At 60.2% G+C, this 16633-nt stretch carries 14 protein-coding genes; 4 read left to right on the forward strand and 10 right to left on the reverse strand.

The genetic code is table 11. The annotated features are described in order from the left end of the window. Nucleotides 1–264 precede the first annotated feature (264 nt). From rplL to DXD49_RS03235, 3 genes are all read right to left on the reverse strand, one after another. Nucleotides 265–642 carry a 50S ribosomal protein L7/L12 gene (rplL, locus tag DXD49_RS03225; RefSeq protein WP_006235005.1) on the reverse strand — a complete coding sequence of 126 codons (378 nt, stop codon included), beginning with the start codon at nt 640–642 and terminating at the stop codon, nt 265–267. A 102-nt stretch (nt 643–744) separates the two neighbouring features. Continuing rightward, nucleotides 745–1266 carry a 50S ribosomal protein L10 gene (rplJ, locus tag DXD49_RS03230; RefSeq protein ID WP_089572500.1) on the reverse strand — a complete coding sequence of 174 codons (522 nt, stop codon included), beginning with the start codon at nt 1264–1266 and terminating at the stop codon, nt 745–747. 505 nt (nt 1267–1771) lie between these two features. After that, complete coding sequence (locus DXD49_RS03235) at nt 1772–2908, reverse strand: pyridoxal phosphate-dependent aminotransferase (protein WP_117794182.1); 1137 nt, start codon at nt 2906–2908, stop codon at nt 1772–1774. Nucleotides 2909–3001: 93 nt separating this feature from the next. Between DXD49_RS03235 and DXD49_RS03240 the strand changes: the two genes are divergently transcribed. After that, a complete protein-coding gene (locus tag DXD49_RS03240) occupies nt 3002–3664 on the forward strand; it encodes a hypothetical protein (protein WP_117743076.1) in 663 nt (220 codons plus the stop codon). Between the two features lies 1 nt (nt 3665). On the opposite strand, the gene DXD49_RS03245 is transcribed toward DXD49_RS03240, so the two are convergent. From DXD49_RS03245 to DXD49_RS03270, 6 genes are all read right to left on the reverse strand, one after another. Continuing rightward, the gene (locus DXD49_RS03245) at nt 3666–4229 is read right to left on the reverse strand and encodes a uracil-DNA glycosylase family protein (RefSeq protein WP_117743077.1); all 564 of its coding nucleotides are present in this window, start codon (nt 4227–4229) and stop codon (nt 3666–3668) included. Between the two features lie 3 nt (nt 4230–4232). Then, complete coding sequence (locus DXD49_RS03250; protein WP_117743078.1) at nt 4233–5609, reverse strand: alpha-amylase family glycosyl hydrolase; 1377 nt, start codon at nt 5607–5609, stop codon at nt 4233–4235. 128 nt (nt 5610–5737) lie between these two features. After that, on the reverse strand, nt 5738–6934 hold the full coding sequence (locus tag DXD49_RS03255; RefSeq protein ID WP_117743079.1) for an MFS transporter: 1197 nt from the start codon (nt 6932–6934) through the stop codon (nt 5738–5740). A gap of 124 nt (nt 6935–7058) precedes the next feature. Then, nucleotides 7059–9470 (reverse strand): ferrous iron transport protein B, encoded by a 2412-nt coding sequence (gene feoB, locus DXD49_RS03260; protein WP_117743080.1) that lies wholly within the window; start codon nt 9468–9470, stop codon nt 7059–7061. A 269-nt stretch (nt 9471–9739) separates the two neighbouring features. After that, nucleotides 9740–11203, reverse strand: a complete 1464-nt coding sequence (locus tag DXD49_RS03265) for a basic amino acid/polyamine antiporter (RefSeq protein WP_117794183.1) — start codon at nt 11201–11203, stop codon at nt 9740–9742. 108 nt (nt 11204–11311) lie between these two features. After that, nucleotides 11312–12088 (reverse strand): dimethylarginine dimethylaminohydrolase family protein, encoded by a 777-nt coding sequence (locus tag DXD49_RS03270; RefSeq protein ID WP_117635364.1) that lies wholly within the window; start codon nt 12086–12088, stop codon nt 11312–11314. Between the two features lie 275 nt (nt 12089–12363). On the opposite strand from DXD49_RS03270, the gene DXD49_RS03275 reads away from it, so the two are divergent. Continuing rightward, a complete protein-coding gene (locus tag DXD49_RS03275) occupies nt 12364–12993 on the forward strand; it encodes a GntR family transcriptional regulator (protein WP_233541735.1) in 630 nt (209 codons plus the stop codon). 113 nt (nt 12994–13106) lie between these two features. On the opposite strand, the gene DXD49_RS03280 is transcribed toward DXD49_RS03275, so the two are convergent. Beyond that, nucleotides 13107–14009 carry an alpha/beta hydrolase gene (locus DXD49_RS03280; protein ID WP_117743082.1) on the reverse strand — a complete coding sequence of 301 codons (903 nt, stop codon included), beginning with the start codon at nt 14007–14009 and terminating at the stop codon, nt 13107–13109. A 248-nt stretch (nt 14010–14257) separates the two neighbouring features. Here DXD49_RS03280 and DXD49_RS03285 point away from each other — a divergent pair, with 248 nt between their 5' ends. Further along, complete coding sequence (locus tag DXD49_RS03285) at nt 14258–14821, forward strand: PTS glucose transporter subunit IIA (protein WP_117743083.1); 564 nt, start codon at nt 14258–14260, stop codon at nt 14819–14821. A gap of 181 nt (nt 14822–15002) precedes the next feature. Further along, entirely contained in the window at nt 15003–16406 is a 1404-nt protein-coding gene (asnS, locus tag DXD49_RS03290; protein ID WP_117794185.1) for an asparagine--tRNA ligase, read from the forward strand. Nucleotides 16407–16633: the final 227 nt, after the last annotated feature.

The raw sequence follows: 16633 nt of genomic DNA on the forward strand, positions 1-16633 counted from the left end.
CACAGCCGCAGACCAAATTGCGATACCCAAGCATCTTACCGCTGGAACTATATGTCGCTACAAGGCAGAGACAATTCTTCAGCAGGTCAACGCAAATTATTGCTCGAATGGTGCAATTTTATTGTCCAACGGCAGGGCACCCGCTACGACGCAAATCACAGAACATGACAGTTTGAGCAACCGATGCCGAGGGACCGAAAAACAAAAAAGACGGGGTTCGCAATGCGAACCCCGTCTGCAAAGAAATCTGGCGAGAAAGCCTGATTACTTGAGGGTGACAGCAGCGCCAGCAGCCTCGAGCTTCTCCTTGGCAGCCTCAGCGTCCTCCTTCTTGGCACCCTCGAGAACAGCCTTGGGAGCGCCCTCGACGACCTCCTTGGCCTCCTTCAGGCCAAGGTTGGTGAGCTCACGGACGGCCTTGATGACCTGGATCTTGTTGTCGCCGAAGCCCTCGAGCACGACGTCAAACTCGGTCTTCTCCTCGGCCTCAGCAGCGCCAGCAGCGGGAGCGGCGACAACGGCAGCAGGAGCAGCGGCGGAAACGCCGAAGGTGTCCTCGATAGCCTTGACGAGCTCGGAAGCCTCGAGAAGGGTCATTTCCTTAAGAGCATCGATGATCTCATCGGTGGTAAGCTTAGCCATTTCTAAGTCCTTTCGGTTTCCGTGCGGATGCACGGAGATCAGTTAAAACACAGCGCGAATGCGCCAGGGGTGCGGCGTTGCCGCCGCGGGTGAAAACAGCGACTAGGCTGCCTTCTGCTCGGAAACCTGCTGGATCGAACGAGCGAGACCAGAGGAAACGCCGTTGACGCAGACAGCGATGTCGCGAGCGAAACCGGAGATGAGACCGGCGATCTGGCCGAGAAGCTGATCCTTGGTGGGCAGCTCGGCGATAGCCTTAACATCATCAGCGGAAACGGCCTTGCCGTCGGAGATACCGCCCTTGATCTCAAGGACGCCCTTGGACTTAGCAGAGAAGTCCTTGAGGGCCTTAGCGGCCTCGACCGGCTCGGTCTCGTAGAACACATAAGCAACGGGGCCGGCGAGGATCTCGTCGAGCTCGGGCTGCTCCTGGTTCTTGAGAGCGATCTTGACCAGGTTGTTCTTGTAGACCTTCATCTCGGCGCCGCACTCGCGAAGCTGATGACGCAGCTCCTGAGCCTGCTTAACCGTCAGACCGTTGTAGTTGACGACGAACAGACCGGCGTTCTCGGCGATACGGGACTCGATCTCTGCAACCTTGTCGATTTTGTACTGCTGGGGCATGAATTACACCTCCTCGAATTCTTTCCGGGCACGGTCCGCCACAAGGACGTGACGGGGGCATGTCCAAAAAGAAAGCCCCCGCGCTGCATGAGCGACGGGGGCGAGAAGACATATCTACTCGACCACCTCGGCTGGCGGGATGTCCCATTAAGCTTGCGGGCGAAGCCCGTTTGCACCGGCTGTCTCTGGCAGCGGATTCGTGCGTGAACCGAAAGTATTATGGCGGGGACCCCGGCGTCGGTCAACGGAAAACCGGGCTGTACACAATTCCACCATCCGGCCGCGCCGCCAAAGGCCAGGCGCAAGGTTTTCGCTCGGTCAGGTCCTGGGCTCGCACGAAGAGCACATTAAGTGCTCTTCGGCTCGTGCGGAATCTACGAAAACCTTGCGCCTGGCCTTTGGCGGCGCGGCCTACGTCAACTATGGGCAGCCCGGATTTCCGTTGGTCGGCGCGCCCCACGCATAATGCTTGGGTCGGTGGGCTGATGGGTTGGGTCCCGTTGGGCTACAGGGTTGAAACGAAGTTGGACAGGCGATTTAGGCCTTTGTCTAGGTCTTCGTCGCTTACGCAGTAGCTTAGGCGGATGTGGCCTTCGCAGCCGAAGCAGTCTCCGGGGACTAGGGCTACATTGGCTTCTTCGATGGCTTTGATGCAGAAGTCTTCGCTTGTTAGGCCGAATTGTTTAATGCTGGGGAAGGCGTAGAAGGCTCCTGCTGGTTCTACTGCGTCGAGGCCCATGGCGTCTAAGGCTGCGAGTACGCGCTCGCGGCGGGCTCGGTAGACTTCGAGCATGGGAGTTGGGTCGACGGTGAGGGCTCTGGCTGCGGCGTCCATTTCGAAGGAGACGGCACTCGATACTAAGTATTGGTGAGCTTTTGCGATCTCGGCGATGACGGGGGCTGCGGCTGCGAGCCAGCCCAAGCGCCAGCCGGTCATGGCCCAGGGTTTGGAAAAGCTCTCGATGACCACCGTCTGATCACGCAGCTCCGGGTGTCGCTGGGCAAACCGCTCGTAGCCATCCACATAGACCAGGCGGTTGTATACGTCGTCGCAGACCACGTAGATGCCCGTCTGCTCCGCCGCGCGCGCCACGGCGTCGAGCGAAGCCGCGTTGAGGATACAGCCCGTGGGATTGTTGGGCGAGCAAATGACGATGGCCTTAGTCGCCGGTGTCACGCAGGCGCGAAGGGCGTCCTCGTCAATTTGAAATTGCGCGGGCTCCGTATCCAAAAAGATCGCCTTAGCGTGGTTGGCCACGACGATGCTCTCGTACAGGCCAAAGGCCGGCGTGGGGATAATGACCTCGTCGCCGGGATTGAGTATAGCCATGAATGTTGCCGACAGGGCCTCGGTCGCGCCGTCGGTCAGGATGACCTCGTCGGCAGAAAACGTAAGACCCGCGTCGTCCATGTAGGCAGACAGCGCCTCGCGCAGGGCGGGGCGACCGTTGTTGGGCGGATAGTGCGTGTCACCGCGGTCCAGCGAGGCGGCCACCTCGGCGCTGATCACATCGGGCGTGGGAAAATCGGGCTCGCCAAGCGCGAGTGCGATGCACCCCGGGTGCTGAGCGGCGAGCGCGTTGATCCGGCGGATGCCGGAAGGCTTGAGCGTGGCAAGCGAGGTATTCATGGGCAGGCGCATGGCGTTCCTTTCGTAAGGGTTGCACTAGGATAGCGCGGCGAGGCGCCGCCAGACGGTGTAACCTAAACGGAAACGAATCGGAAAGGAGGCGGCATGGAGACAGATCCGCAGGGCAATAAGCCCAAAACACTGCAGAAGATTGCATACGTCAGTATTCCCAATAGCGCCGATCTTGAGTTTTTGCTCTGGGACCTGCAGGATGCCATCGCGGCCTATGCCCGGCTTTCCGGCACCGCGCTCCCCCGCCCGGTCGACTTGAAGGCGAATGACGCCGATGCCGCCGTCGATGGCATTGTGCTCGCGATTACGGATAAGCCCAACGATGAGGCGGCATCCGCCGCTCAACAAGCACTCGATCGCTTTGGCAATACGGGAACGCGCGTCTATGTCGTCGTTCAAGCCACCTGTGGGCGCACCGAGGAGGCGCACCGGTATATCGAGTGCCTGCGCCAAGCTTGCGAACTCCGTAGGCTAACGTGGTGCGGCGGCGTTGTCATCTGTGCCGGCAGCGGCATCGCGGCGCTTCACCATTCCCCACGCATGGGACTTCTGCGACGGCCGTTTTCCGAAGCGATGGATAAGCTGGTAGGCGCCGTGCGCATGGGCTGCTCGGTTGAGCACGCCCAACGACTCGGCGGCGGCGACACCGGGGATGTCACAGCAGATGGCGTGGTTTTCGCCAAGCCCGCCGTGCCCACGCCAATCTGGCACGCCATCATCAAACGTCTCGGCACCCGTGCTCAATCAACTATCTAAATTATCGAGCACCCCAGTCAACGGCCTCGCGCCAGCACTCAACGAGGCGATCCAGGCGCCAGGCCGCGTTAGCGGGACTTGTTGACGGCAATATGACAGCGGGCAGGCCCGTCCGCTCCTGTAGATAGCGCTTGTAGAGGCGCCCCGCCGTGCCACCGTTGCATATTACCTGCTCAATGGACACGTTGCTGGTGATGAGCTCGATGTGTGCCGGCACGACGTTACGAATACTAGCGTCACTCGAGCCCTTGATATCGCAGCTCTCGATCACATCCCACAGGGCTACGCCGCCGTCGAGGAGCATGAATCGCTTGGCGGCAATCGAGGCGTCGAGTGTCGCCGGCGTACCGTCCGCCAAAGGATCGCCCTCATTGGGTGGCACAGGCGCACCGAGGCATGCCGCTATCACGCGCCAAAAGCGGTTCTGAGGGTTGCCATAGTAAAAGGCATTGGCGCGCGAAAGCACCGAGGGGAACGACCCGAGCACCAAAACGCGCGAGTGCCGGTCGAACACGGGCTCAAACCCATGCTCAATATGTTGATAGCCCTCGTCAGACACTGGCATGGGCTAGGCCCTCAACAGATAACGCACCTCGTAGGGCGCAAGCTCAAGCGTGCCCGCCAGCTCGACCGTGGGCGCGTCGTCGGCAAGCAGGTCGACAAAGGACCCGTTGAGCTCGCCGGCTGTAAAGGAATAGGTCTCGTCCACGGCATTCACCGACACGAGCACCGTGGCGTCGTCGCAGGCACGCTCGAACAGCAGCTGCTTGTTTTGAATCACCACGTTACGGTACGCGCCGTAGTTGAGAGCGCGTGCCGCCGCGTCGTCGGCCGAACGAAGGTGCGCGAGCTGCGTGATGAACGCCGTCAGCTCGTTGGGCGCAGGCGCATTGAGCGCAGGTCGCAGCGCCCAGTCGCCATCGGGGCCGCCCTTTTCGCCAGCAATTCCCCACTCGCTGCCATAGTAGACGCACGGGATTCCCGGCATGCCAAAGAGCATGCCATAGGCGGGACGCAGGCACGACTTGTCGGTGAGGATGCTGGCCAGACGCGGCACGTCGTGGTTGTCGACAAACGACAGCAGGTGTTTGCCGCGGTAGATGCACCACGGGTCGCCGCCAAACTGGCGATGCAGCGAATGGGCGATCTCGAACATATTGACTGAGTTAAAGCTGGAATACAGGCCCTTGTAGCACTCGTAGTTGGTGCAGGAGTCGAGCATCTCGTCGTTGACGATCTGGTTGTAGTCGCCGTGGAGCGTCTCGCCGATCAGTACAAAGTCGGGCTTGAGCTCGCGGGTAAAGGAGCGCAGGCGGCGCATAAAGTCGCGGTCGAGCATGTAGGCGACGTCCAGGCGCAGGCCGTCGATGCCAAAGTCATCGGCCCAACGGCGCACAGACTCGAGCAGGTAATCGACTACGGCAGGATTTTGCAGGTTGAGCTTCACGAGCTCAAAATGGCCCTCCCAGCCCTCATACCAAAAGCCGTCGCCATAGCAGGAATCGCCGTCAAAACTGATGTGGAACCAATCCTTGTAGGGCGAATCCCACTTGCGCTCCTGCACGTCGCGGAATGCCCAGAAGCCGCGGCCCACATGGTTAAAGACGGCATCGAGCACCACGCGTATGCCATGGGCATGCAGCGTCTCGCACACGGCGGCAAAGTCGGCATCTCCACCCAGGCGGCGGTCGATATGGCGCAGGCTGCGCGTATCGTAGCCATGGCCATCGGACTCAAGCGGAGGGTTGATCAACACGGCACCGATACCGAACTCCTGCAGGTAATCGGCCCATTGGGCGATTTTCATGATGGGGGCATCGGGATTGGGCGCGGTACCGGCAGCTTGGAAGAGCTCATCCTCGGCAACAGGCGCGGCGTTTTCGCGCGGAGCCCCGCAAAAGCCCAGCGGATAGATCTGATAGAACGTCGTCTCGTATGCCCACATAACAGCCTCCCGGTAAGCTCAACACAACGACATCCATTGTATGCCCAGCAGGGTAGCTAATTTGGGACGGGGCTTTTTTAGCTACCCAATCCAGTCCGCATTCCGCCGCAACTGATGAGGGGGTGTGGTTAGGCGACAGGCTTTGCGCGGCGTATGGCCGGGAACAGCACGGTGATGGCGAGGATGACGCCCACGACGGCAATCGTGCCGCCCGCGTAGCCGATCCAAGCGATGCCCGGGCCCGACACCACGGCGCCACCAATCGCCGTGCCCGTACCAATACCCAGGTTGAACAGGCCCGAGAAGATCGACATGGCGACAGCCGACGAATCCGCCGGCGTGTACTTGATGAGCTCGGCCTGGAACGCCACATTGAAGGCCGTGGCGCAGCAGCCCCATAGCGCGCAGACGGCAAGCACTGCCGCGAGCAACGATGCGGCCGAACCCATGAGCAGCAGGGCCGCCGGCACGCCGGAGAGCGTAATAGCCAAGAACGGGAACCGGTGCCCATCGAACAGTCGGCCGAACAGCCAGCTGCCCACCAGACCGGAGCAGCCAAACGCCGTCAGCGTCATGGTGATGGCGCCTGCGTCGACGTGCGCGACCTGTGCCAGGAACGGCTCGATATAGCTGTAACCCGCGTAGTAGCCGGTCGCCATAAAGACCGTGACCGCGTAGAGCGCAATCAGGAACGGGTTCTTGAGCAGCTCGGGCAGCTGCTTAACGGTAAAGCGCTCACCCGCCGGCATGGCCGGGAACACCGCGGCCTGGTACACCACCGCGGCGGCAGAGAAGGCCCCGACCACGGCAAACGTCATGCGCCAGCCCACGGCCAGGCCGATGGCACGACCGAGGGGCAGGCCGAAAATCTGCGCGATAGACGAGCCCGTGGCGATCATGCTGATGGCGAGCGCCCCGTGGCGGGCGTCAACCAGGCGCGAGGCCATAATCGAGGCGACCGACCAGAACACGGCATGTGCGCAAGCGACCACCAGGCGCGCACAGACCAGGATGGGATATGTCGGTGCCACAGCAGACAGGAACTGACCCAGAGAAAACACGGCGAGCACGCCGAGCAGCATCCACTTGAACTCAAAGCGCGAGGCAAACACCATGAGTGGCAGCGACAGCAGCATGACGCCCCAGGCATAGACCGAAATCATGATGCCGGCTTGGGCCTCGGTGAGCGAGAACGACGCGGCGATATCAGTCAGAAGGCCGATGGGCATAAACTCCGACGTGTTGAACACGAACGCGCAACAGGCGAGCCCGATAAGCGGGAGCCACTGCTTGAGCGAGATGCCATCTTGCTTTGTTTGAGCCATATAGGAAAACCTCTCCGATTGTCTTGGGCGGTGGGCGATTATATAGCAACGGCCCCGCATCCGTCAGTATTGATGCGGGGCCGCAATCAACTCAATACACAGAGGTTGCGCCATCAATTAATAGCTAAGCCAACCCCAGTAATATGCCTGCCGAATGCACGACAAACGCCACGATCCAGGCGACTGTCACTTGGAACGCGAACACGGCCACGGCGTAGCGCGCACCCAGTTCGCTCTTGACGGCACCGATTGCCGCCACACACGGCGGGTACAGCAACGTAAAGACCAGGAACACGTAAGCGGTAAACGGCGAAAACATGGTCGACAGTGCCGCGGGCGAGGTTGCACCCAAAAGCACGGTGAGGGTCGAAATGACACTCTCTTTGGCAATAAGTCCGGTGACGAGCGCCGTGGATGCACGCCAGTCGCCAAAGCCGAGCGGCGCCAGCAGCGGAGCGATAATGCTACCAAGGCCCGCAAGGAGGCTTTGCGACTGGTCGGCAACCACGTTAAAGCGAATGTCGAACGTCTGGAGGAACCAGATGACCACGGTGGCGGCAAAGATGATGGTAAAGGCCTTGGTGATAAAGTCCTTGGCCTTATCCCATGCCAGCATCACCGTCGTCTTAACGCTCGGTAGGCGGTAATTGGGAAGCTCCATGATAAACGGCACCGGGTCGCCCTTAAATGCCGTGCGGTTGAGCACCAAAGCCGCGACGCAGCCGACCACAATGCCGATCAGATAGAGCGAGACCATAGCAGGAACCGTCGCCTGCGGGAAAAACGCCCCGCACAGCAGGCCGTAGACCGGCAACTTGGCCGAGCAGCTCATGAACGGCGTGAGCATGACGGTCATCTTGCGGTCGTGCTCGGACGGCAACGTGCGGGTCGACATGATAGCCGGCACGGTGCAGCCAAAACCGACGAGCATGGGCACAAAGCTGCGGCCCGACAGGCCAAAGCGGCGCAGCACCTTATCCATGACAAAGGCCACGCGCGCCATGTAGCCCGAGTCCTCCAAAATGGAGAGGAACAAGAAGAGCACGACGATGATCGGCAGGAAGGTGAGCACGCTGCCCACGCCTGTGAGCACGCCGTCGACAGCCAGCGAGCGCACCACGTCGTTGGTGCCGAACGCTTTGAGGCCCGCATCGGCCGAAGCGATGATGGCAGCGATGCCGTCCTCCAAGAGTCCCTGCAGCGCTGCGCCGATCACGCCAAACGTCAGCCAAAAGACGAGGCCCATGATTACCAGGAACGCCGGAATGGCCGTGTAGCGACCCGTCAGGATGCGGTCGATCTTGACGGAGCGTACGTGCTCGCGGCTCTCGTGCGGCTTGACGACGCAGCGCCCGCACACGTCGCCGATAAAGCTAAAGCGCATATCGGCCAGCGCGGACAGGCGGTCGGTGCCGGCCTCGCCCTCCATCTGGGAAATAATGTGCTCGATGGCGTCGAGCTCGTTGCGGTCCAGGTGAAGCGCCTCCGTCACCAACTCGTCGCCCTCAACCAGCTTGGTCGCCGCAAAACGCACCGGGATATGCGCCGTCACGGCATGGTCCTCGATAAGGTTGGCGATACCGTGGATGCAGCGGTGCAGGGCTCCGCCGTCCGGGCCATCGGGCGCGCAAAAGTCCAGGCGGCCGGGACGCTCGCGGAACCGCGCCACGTGCAAGGCATGATCCACCAACTCGCCGATGCCCTCGTTGCGGGCAGCGCTAATGGGGACAACAGGCACGCCCAACAGGCTCTCGAGCAGGTTGACGTCCACGGCGCCGCCGTTGGCCGTCACCTCGTCCATCATGTTGAGCGCGATGACCATGGGGCGATCGAGCTCCATAAGCTGCAGCGTTAGGTACAGGTTGCGTTCAATATTAGTAGCGTCGATGATGTCGATGATGGCGTCGGGATGCTCGTCCAGGATAAATTGACGGCTCACAATCTCTTCGCCCGTGTACGGCGACAGGGAGTAAATGCCGGGCAGGTCGGTAACGCTCGCCTCGGGATGGTTGCGGATGGTGCCGTCTTTGCGGTCGACCGTCACGCCGGGAAAGTTACCGACGTGCTGGTTGGAGCCCGTCAGTTGGTTGAACAGCGTGGTCTTGCCGCAGTTTTGGTTGCCGGCGAGGGCAAAGTGCAGCGGCGCGCCCTCGGGCACGGCCGTCTTTGCCGCGCGGGGCGAATACGTTCCCTCGCCGAGGGCCGGGTGCTCCGTTGTGCCAATAGCGGCGTTCACGCGCGGACCCGTATCGGTGTCGTGGATGCCCACGAGCTCAATGCGAGCGGCATCGTCCTTGCGCAGCGTCAGCTCGTAGCCACGCAGACGGATCTCGAGCGGATCGCCCATAGGGGCGTACTTCATCATGGTGACTTCGGTGCCCGGCGTTAGACCCATGTCCAAAATATGCTGTCGGAGTGCCTGATCGTCCGATGCCACCGATGCGACAACGGCGTCCTTTCCAATCTCGAGTGTATCGAGTCTCACGTCCGTGTTCCTCCCCCGGCGCCCACAGGGCTTTGTATTTATGTTCACCATGGCTAACCGTTTGCCATGGCTAACCAATTTTAACCATGCATGATAGCGCGAACACACAACGACGTTCAATCAACAGATCGGTGCAAGCTAAGCTGCCCCCATTGCACCCAAGCAGCAAAAGCCCGCGCAAGCAACTAATGTCACCCGCGCGGGCCTGGTGGGCACTCACAGAAGCACGTTACAGAGGCCCACGTCAGTTATGGATTACCGAACGGCACCGGCACGCGATGCCTCCGCCGGCTTGCCAAGCGATGAAGCTTGCCGCAGTCTTAGACTATCGGCGCAATGCCGGCAAAGTGCAGATACAGCGAAATGATTGCCACGACAATGACCACCGCTGCGATCAGCTTGTCGTGCAGATGCGGAAGCACCGGTTTACCGCGGCCTCGCTCGCCCAGCATATAAACGGGAATGGCCGGAGCAAAAAGAATCGTCGTGATCATAACGCCCTGAAGACCCGTCGACCACACCAGGAACAATGTGTAGATGAAGCCGAGCGTACCGAAGAAGCGGGCTTTGCCGACGCTGGGCGCATGCGGCCCGTCCAGATGCTCGTTCTTCCAGCCAATCACCATGTAATAGGCAGCCGAGCAGACATACGGAACCAGAATCGTGTTGACTGCGCAGCTATAGAAGAACTGGTAGGTGCTCGCCGCCACATACGACACGATCAAGAAGAGCTGCGTGATGCCGGAGCTCACGAGAACCGTTACCACCGGGGCGTCGTGGTTGTTCGTCTTGGCAAACGCCAGAGGGAAGGATCCCTGGCGCGCCGCCTCGAACGGCGTCTCGGACGCAATGATGACATAGCCCAGCAGCGCGCCGACCAACGAAAGGATAACGCCAAGGTTTACGATGGCAGCACCAACCGGACCGATTGCGCACTCGAGAATTCCCGCCATGGAGGGCGTTGCAAGCTGTGCCATCTCCTCGCGCGGCATAATGCCGAGCGACAGCATCGAGATGATCAGATACAGCGTGAATACAGCCGCAAATCCGAGCGCCGTCGAGCGGCCGACGTCACGCACGTACTTTGCACGGCCCGAGATAACGACAGCGCCCTCGATGCCCGTGAAAACCCAGACAAGGGCGATCATGGTCGAGACAACCTGCTCGCCAAAGCCAGGACCAGCCGGCTCTCCCCAGAAGTTGTCCATAAAGATATCGACGTTGAACTTACCCAGGAGCACGATACTCAGCACAAAGAGCCCCAGCGGCACCAGCTTCGCCAACGTGACGATCGTGTTAATGCCCGCAGCCTCCTTAACGCCACGAAGCACAAGGGCGGTAAGGAACCACAAAAACACGCTGGCGCAGACGATAGAAAGCAGGTTGTTACCCGCGCCAAACGCAGGGAAGAAATAGCCCAGCGCGCTAAACAGCAAGAGCGCAAAGCTCACGTTGGAAAGGCACGCGCTGATCCAGTAGCCCCAAGCGGAGTTGAATCCAATGTAATCGCCAAAGCCGGCCGCAGCATATGCATAGATGCCGCCGGTCAGGTCAGGACGAGCCTGAGACAGACCGTTGAACACCATCATCAGCGCAAAGACGCCAATAAAGCAAATTCCCCACGAGATAATGACCGCGCCGGTATTGGCTCCGCCTGCCGCCATATCGCCGGCAAGAGAAAAGATACCGCCGCAAATGCTCGCGGTGATAACCATCATGGTCAGACGGAAAAGATCAAGACCATTGGGGTCGATCATCTCGTCGTTACGAGTTTTAGAGGCCATTATATGTGCACCCCCTCCATCAGACGACCGCATAAAGATGGCCCGGACGTCCCGAATCGGGTGCCGGGCCATCGGTCAAGCGATCATTAAGCTAGTACAGCGACCGCATTAGAAGCGCAGGGACAGGCAGGAGAGGCCGCCGTCGACCTTGCGGTACTCGGAGGTATCGACAACAAGCGTCTTGTAGCCCAGATCCTGCACGGCCTTGAGCACGGTCGGATAGCCCTCGGCAACGATGACCGTACCGTTGACCCAGATGCAGTTGGCGCCGTAAGCCTCGTCCTCGGGCACGACGATCTTGTTGTACTGGGCAAAGTCGGGCTTATCGATAAACTCACCGGAGACGAGCATGTTGTTGTCCTCGATGTAGTTGACGCCCGTCTTGAGGTGCAGGACCTCCTCCAGCGGCACCTCGGAGCCCTCGAGGCCCCAGCCCTCGAGAATCTCGCAGAACTGGCGGATACCCTCTTCGTTGGTGCGAGCGGAGCGACCGACGTAGAAGTGGTCGCCGACCATCATGACGTCGCCGCCGTCGAGCGTGCCGGGGGAAACGATGTGCTTCACATGCTCGTCGTCAAAGAAGCGACGGACGACCGGCTCGATCTCGTCCTTCTCGCCATTACGGCTGTCGGCGCCGGGGTTGGTAATGATGGCGCCGCAGCGAGTGATAACGGCCGGATCCTCGACGAAGCAGCTGTCGGGATACTGCTCGAGAGCCGGCAGCACCGACACGTCAACGCCGCACTGCTCGAGTGCGTGCTCGTAATCGTAATGCTCCTCGATAGCGCGCTCGTAGATGGGCTGGCCAAGCTCGGGAGCGCTCGTGATGCCATTGCTCAGGGACTTGCCGGGACGACGGATAATGACGTGGCTGAACTTGGTCATGATGATCCTCCTTGGATCTCTTAGTAGAGGGCGGACTTCCTCGCGCCCGCCTTCCTTCCGGTGGCTTTATCTTAGGGTGTCTTTGCTGTTTTGTATATTGTATACAATCCTGGGCGGTAGGTTTTTCTCGGTAAGCGTTTTTTTGCTTCTTCTGATTAAGTAGCGCGATTTAGCTGGTCGTTCTATAATTCAATTAGCCTATTCAAGCGAAACGTATTAAGAATTGAAAATATACAGTTAAGGGTTATAAGTTCATGGAAACACTCAGAAGGCCCTTGAAGGACCATGTATACGACTACATTTCGAGTCGTATAGACGCCGGCGAGCTTTCGGCCGGCGACCGCGTGAGCGAGCAAGCGATCTGCGATGCCATGGGCGTTTCGCGCACGCCGGTTCGCGAGGCGCTCATCCAGCTAGCAAGCGATGGCTATCTGGACAATCTCCCCCGCCGCGGATTCCGCGTCCGTGGATTCGATCAGCAAAATGCCGTTGAGGTCTTTGAGATTATGGGGCCGCTCGACGGGCAGGCAGCATATCTCGCCTGCCCCCTCCTGACCGAAGAGGACATCATGCAGCTAAAGTTTTTGGTTGGGTCCATGGACCTTGCGATCCAGGGCGGTCTTATCCGAAAGTACGACGACATTCAGCGAGACTTTCACCTGACGTACTTTAACCGCTGCGGCAACGACCGTCTACGCGACATGATTTCGCAACTCGAACGCTGTTTTATCAAGCGCGATTACGAGACCGTCGACCAGGAGACGGCGTGCAAACTCCTGGGCATAGCCAATGCCGAGCATGCTCATATTCTTGAGCTGTTCGAAGCGCGAGATGCAGTGGGCGTGCGAGACTACGTTCGCGATGTCCATTGGAACACGGACAACGCCCAGTTCGCCGTTTGGTAGAAAAGCAACAAAGGTAGCTTTCAAATGTCCACCTCACGAGAGTGGATAATCTCCCATTTTTGTCGAAAAGCAGACCAAAAAATGGGAGATTATCCACTCTCGTGCTGCGCGGTCTAAAACCCGTGACGCTCGAGGAAGCGGAAGGCTAGACGAATCCAAGGACGGACCGCCACCTGCTTGTCCTCGTTGTCGACTGCGGTGTTGGCGTTGCCGAGCGAAAGGCCGTGGCCGCCCTGGTCAAAGACGTGCATCTCGCATGCGACGCCCTCCTCGGCCATGCGCTGCGCAAACGGGTAGACCTGCGCGATCGGCGCCGTCTTGTCGTCGGACACGCCCCACACAAAGGTCGGCGGCATCTGGCGCGAAACATGCGTGGTGGGGCAGATGTCGGCCAAGTGTTCGTCGGTTGCCTCACCGCCCGTCACCATCGACAGGTAGTCGTTAAGCAAATCACGTCCCGTCTTGCCGCCCGTCTTGGGCACGCGCAGGTCAATGCGCGGATCGCGCGTCTGCGTGTCGCGCACATAGGCAAGGTCGAGCAATGGATAGCCCAGCACCACGGCGTCGGGGCGAATATCATCCGGACGCACCCCGGCAAGCGCCGCAAAGGGACCGGTCTTCCACTGCGTTGCTAACGAGGCGCAGAGCATGCCGCCCGCCGAAAAGCCCACGACGCACACGCGCTTGGGGTCGACATGCCATTCGTCGGCATTAGCGCGCACCGTGGCGACCATCTTGGCAAGATCGGCCTGCGGGTGCGGAAAACTCACGTCGCCCGTGCCGCTTGTCACATAGTTGAGCACAAAAGCCTGGTACCCGTAATCCAAAAACGCAAACGCCACCGGATCTTGCTCATGCGGAGCGATGTGCGTAAACGCGCCTCCACCGCAGATAATCACTGCCGGGCGACGACCATTAGGCTTATCGGGCAGCGGCTCGGCGCCCAAATAGGTAAACGTCGCCGGATATTCCTCAGTCGGCTCCTCGCCCCACAGCGCATGACTCTCGATAATCAATTGGTGCTCCCTTCGCGCAATTCGTGCGCACTATTTTTTCGTCCTCAAGCGTACCCCAGTTGGACCCACGGCGCAGAAACACTCCCGCAATAAGTTCCCTTTCAACTGATATATCACATAATCCCAGCTCAGCACTATCGTTTCACAGCGTAAAATAGGGACGCTGACCGTGCCGGGAAACACATGCGTAACGTTTCCGGCTACATTACACGCGTGCAACAGGCGCGCTTGATACGTTGGAGGCAACTATGGGTCTGCTCGATTCGCTCAAGTCCACGTTCACTTCGTCGGGCGAGGCGTCCGTTCCGCCCTCAGCAAGCTTCGCTACCCGCGAAGGCGTCATCTATGCCCCTGTCAACGGCGTACTCGTCAATCTGGACGAGGTTCCCGACGAGACCATCGCCGCGGGCATGCTCGGTCAGGGCTATGGCATCGAGCCCATCACCGGCACCATCTATGCGCCCGCCAACGGCCGCATCGGCGCCACCACCGTCACCAACCACTCCATCGGCATGATCACCGAGGACGGTCTTCGCGTGTTCATCCATGTTGGCCTGGGCACCGTGGAAATGAACGGCAAGGGTTTTGCCCGCTTTGTCGAGATGGGCGATGTGGTCAAGGCAGGCCAGCCGCTCATCAGCTTCGACCGCGAGGCTATTAAGGCCGCCGGTCACGAGGACATCGTGACCGTCATCGTCTCCGAGCTCGATCGTCTTAAGAGCATCGACCATGTCGGCGAGTCTGGAACGCTTATCGGCGGCAACCCGCTCGTCAAGCTTGGCGACCCGCTGCTGGTAGCCAAGACCAAGTAGCCAGGCCCCGTGCCACACAGCCAAAAGGCACCTCGTCAAGCGCCCGCGACCATTTGGCCGCGGGCGCTTTTCGTTTGAAAAACCATCCCGCCAATGCCTTATCTGTATAGCCCAAATGAGCCGAGCTGCTAGAATATCGAACTGTATGGATAATTATCATTCAACCGCTATGGGAGGATACGTGAACCGCACCAAAATCGCGCAGCTCTATGCCGATGCCGAGTCGCTCGGCGGCCAGACCGTCACTGTCGCCGGCTGGGTCAAGTCCGTCCGCGACATGAAGAACTTTGGCTTTGTTACGCTCAACGACGGCAGCTGCTTCCGCGACCTGCAGGTCGTCATGAACCGCGAGGCGCTCGACAACTACGACGAGATCGCCCACCAAAACGTCTCGGCCGCACTCATTTGCACTGGCACCGTCAAGCTGACCCCCGATGCGCCCCAGCCCTTCGAGCTTTCTGCCACCTCCATCGAGATCGAGGGCGTCAGCGCCCCGGATTACCCGCTGCAGAAGAAGCGCGCAACCGTCGAGTTCCTGCGCACCCAGCAGCACCTGCGCCCGCGCACTAACCTGTTCCGCGCCGTGTTCCGCATCCGCTCTGTCGCGGCTGCCGCCATCCACCGGTTCTTCCAGGAGCAGGGCTTTGTCTACGTCAACACCCCCATCATCACCACGAGTGACTGCGAGGGTGCCGGCGAGATGTTCCGCGTGACCACGCTCGACCCCAAAAATCCGCCCCTCACCGAGTCCGGCGAGGTCGACTGGAGCCAGGACTTCTTTGGCAAGCATGCGAGCCTCACCGTGTCCGGTCAGCTCAATGCCGAGAACTTTGCCATGGCCTTTGGCGACGTGTACACCTTTGGCCCCACCTTCCGCGCCGAAAACTCCAACACCACGCGCCACGCCGCCGAGTTTTGGATGATCGAGCCCGAGATGGCCTTTGCCGACCTTAACGACTACATGGATAACGCCGAGGCCATGCTCAAGTACGTCCTTAAGGACGTTATGGCCACCTGCCCCGACGAGCTCAACATGCTCAACAAGTTTGTGGACAAGGGCCTGATCGAGCGCCTGGACCACGTGGCAAACTCCGACTTTGCCCGCGTTACCTACACCGAGGCCGTCGAGATCCTGGAGCAGGCCGTCGCCGCCGGCCACAAGTTTGACTATCCCGTGAGCTGGGGCATCGACCTGCAGACCGAGCACGAGCGTTTCCTGACCGAAGAGCACTTTAAGCGCCCGACCTTCGTAACCGACTACCCTGCCGAGATCAAGGCGTTCTACATGCGCATGAACGAGGACGGCAAGACCGTCGCCGCCGCCGACTGCCTGGTTCCCGGTATCGGCGAGATTATCGGCGGCTCCCAGCGCGAGGAGCGCCTGGATCTGCTCGAGGCCCGCATCAAGGATCTGGGCATGAATCCCGAGCAGTACAAGTACTACCTTGACCTGCGCCGCTACGGTTCCTGCAAGCACGCCGGCTACGGTCTGGGCTTCGAGCGCTTGGTGATGTACCTCACCGGCGTGGGCAACATCCGCGACGTCCTGCCGCACCCGCGTACCGTGGGCAACGCCGACTTCTAATCGCCACAGCGCCACCCAGCGCGTTACAGCACATCGCGTCAGCGCCTCTCGGCAAGCCGAGGGGCGCTTTTTTCAACAGCATCCGTCAAGCTTTTGGCAAGTTTTTGGTTAGTTGAGCAGGGCTGTTGAAAACTCGACCCGCCGCTTGCCGACAACTACCGACCGCCCAGAGCGCCTTGCGCCCCTAGGCAAGCCCCGCGTCCTAGGCTCCGTACCGTCGCCACCCA

The organism is Collinsella sp. TM05-38 (assembly GCF_003466445.1).
Lineage (GTDB): Bacteria > Actinomycetota > Coriobacteriia > Coriobacteriales > Coriobacteriaceae > Collinsella.

What these genes read in the sequence shown, in the direction of transcription:
- DXD49_RS03270 (WP_117635364.1), bottom strand. Translation starts at nt 12,088, where the DNA reads ATGACCAAGTTCAGCCACGTCATTATCCGTCGTCCCGGCAAGTCCCTG.
- rplJ (WP_089572500.1), bottom strand. Translation starts at nt 1,266, where the DNA reads ATGCCCCAGCAGTACAAAATCGACAAGGTTGCAGAGATCGAGTCCCGT.
- DXD49_RS03240 (WP_117743076.1), top strand. Translation starts at nt 3,002, where the DNA reads ATGGAGACAGATCCGCAGGGCAATAAGCCCAAAACACTGCAGAAGATT.
- rplL (WP_006235005.1), bottom strand. Translation starts at nt 642, where the DNA reads ATGGCTAAGCTTACCACCGATGAGATCATCGATGCTCTTAAGGAAATG.
- DXD49_RS03245 (WP_117743077.1), bottom strand. Translation starts at nt 4,229, where the DNA reads ATGCCAGTGTCTGACGAGGGCTATCAACATATTGAGCATGGGTTTGAG.
- DXD49_RS03235 (WP_117794182.1), bottom strand. Translation starts at nt 2,908, where the DNA reads ATGCGCCTGCCCATGAATACCTCGCTTGCCACGCTCAAGCCTTCCGGC.
- DXD49_RS03265 (WP_117794183.1), bottom strand. Translation starts at nt 11,203, where the DNA reads ATGGCCTCTAAAACTCGTAACGACGAGATGATCGACCCCAATGGTCTT.
- DXD49_RS03250 (WP_117743078.1), bottom strand. Translation starts at nt 5,609, where the DNA reads ATGTGGGCATACGAGACGACGTTCTATCAGATCTATCCGCTGGGCTTT.
- DXD49_RS03285 (WP_117743083.1), top strand. Translation starts at nt 14,258, where the DNA reads ATGGGTCTGCTCGATTCGCTCAAGTCCACGTTCACTTCGTCGGGCGAG.
- DXD49_RS03255 (WP_117743079.1), bottom strand. Translation starts at nt 6,934, where the DNA reads ATGGCTCAAACAAAGCAAGATGGCATCTCGCTCAAGCAGTGGCTCCCG.
- feoB (WP_117743080.1), bottom strand. Translation starts at nt 9,470, where the DNA reads ATGGTGAACATAAATACAAAGCCCTGTGGGCGCCGGGGGAGGAACACG.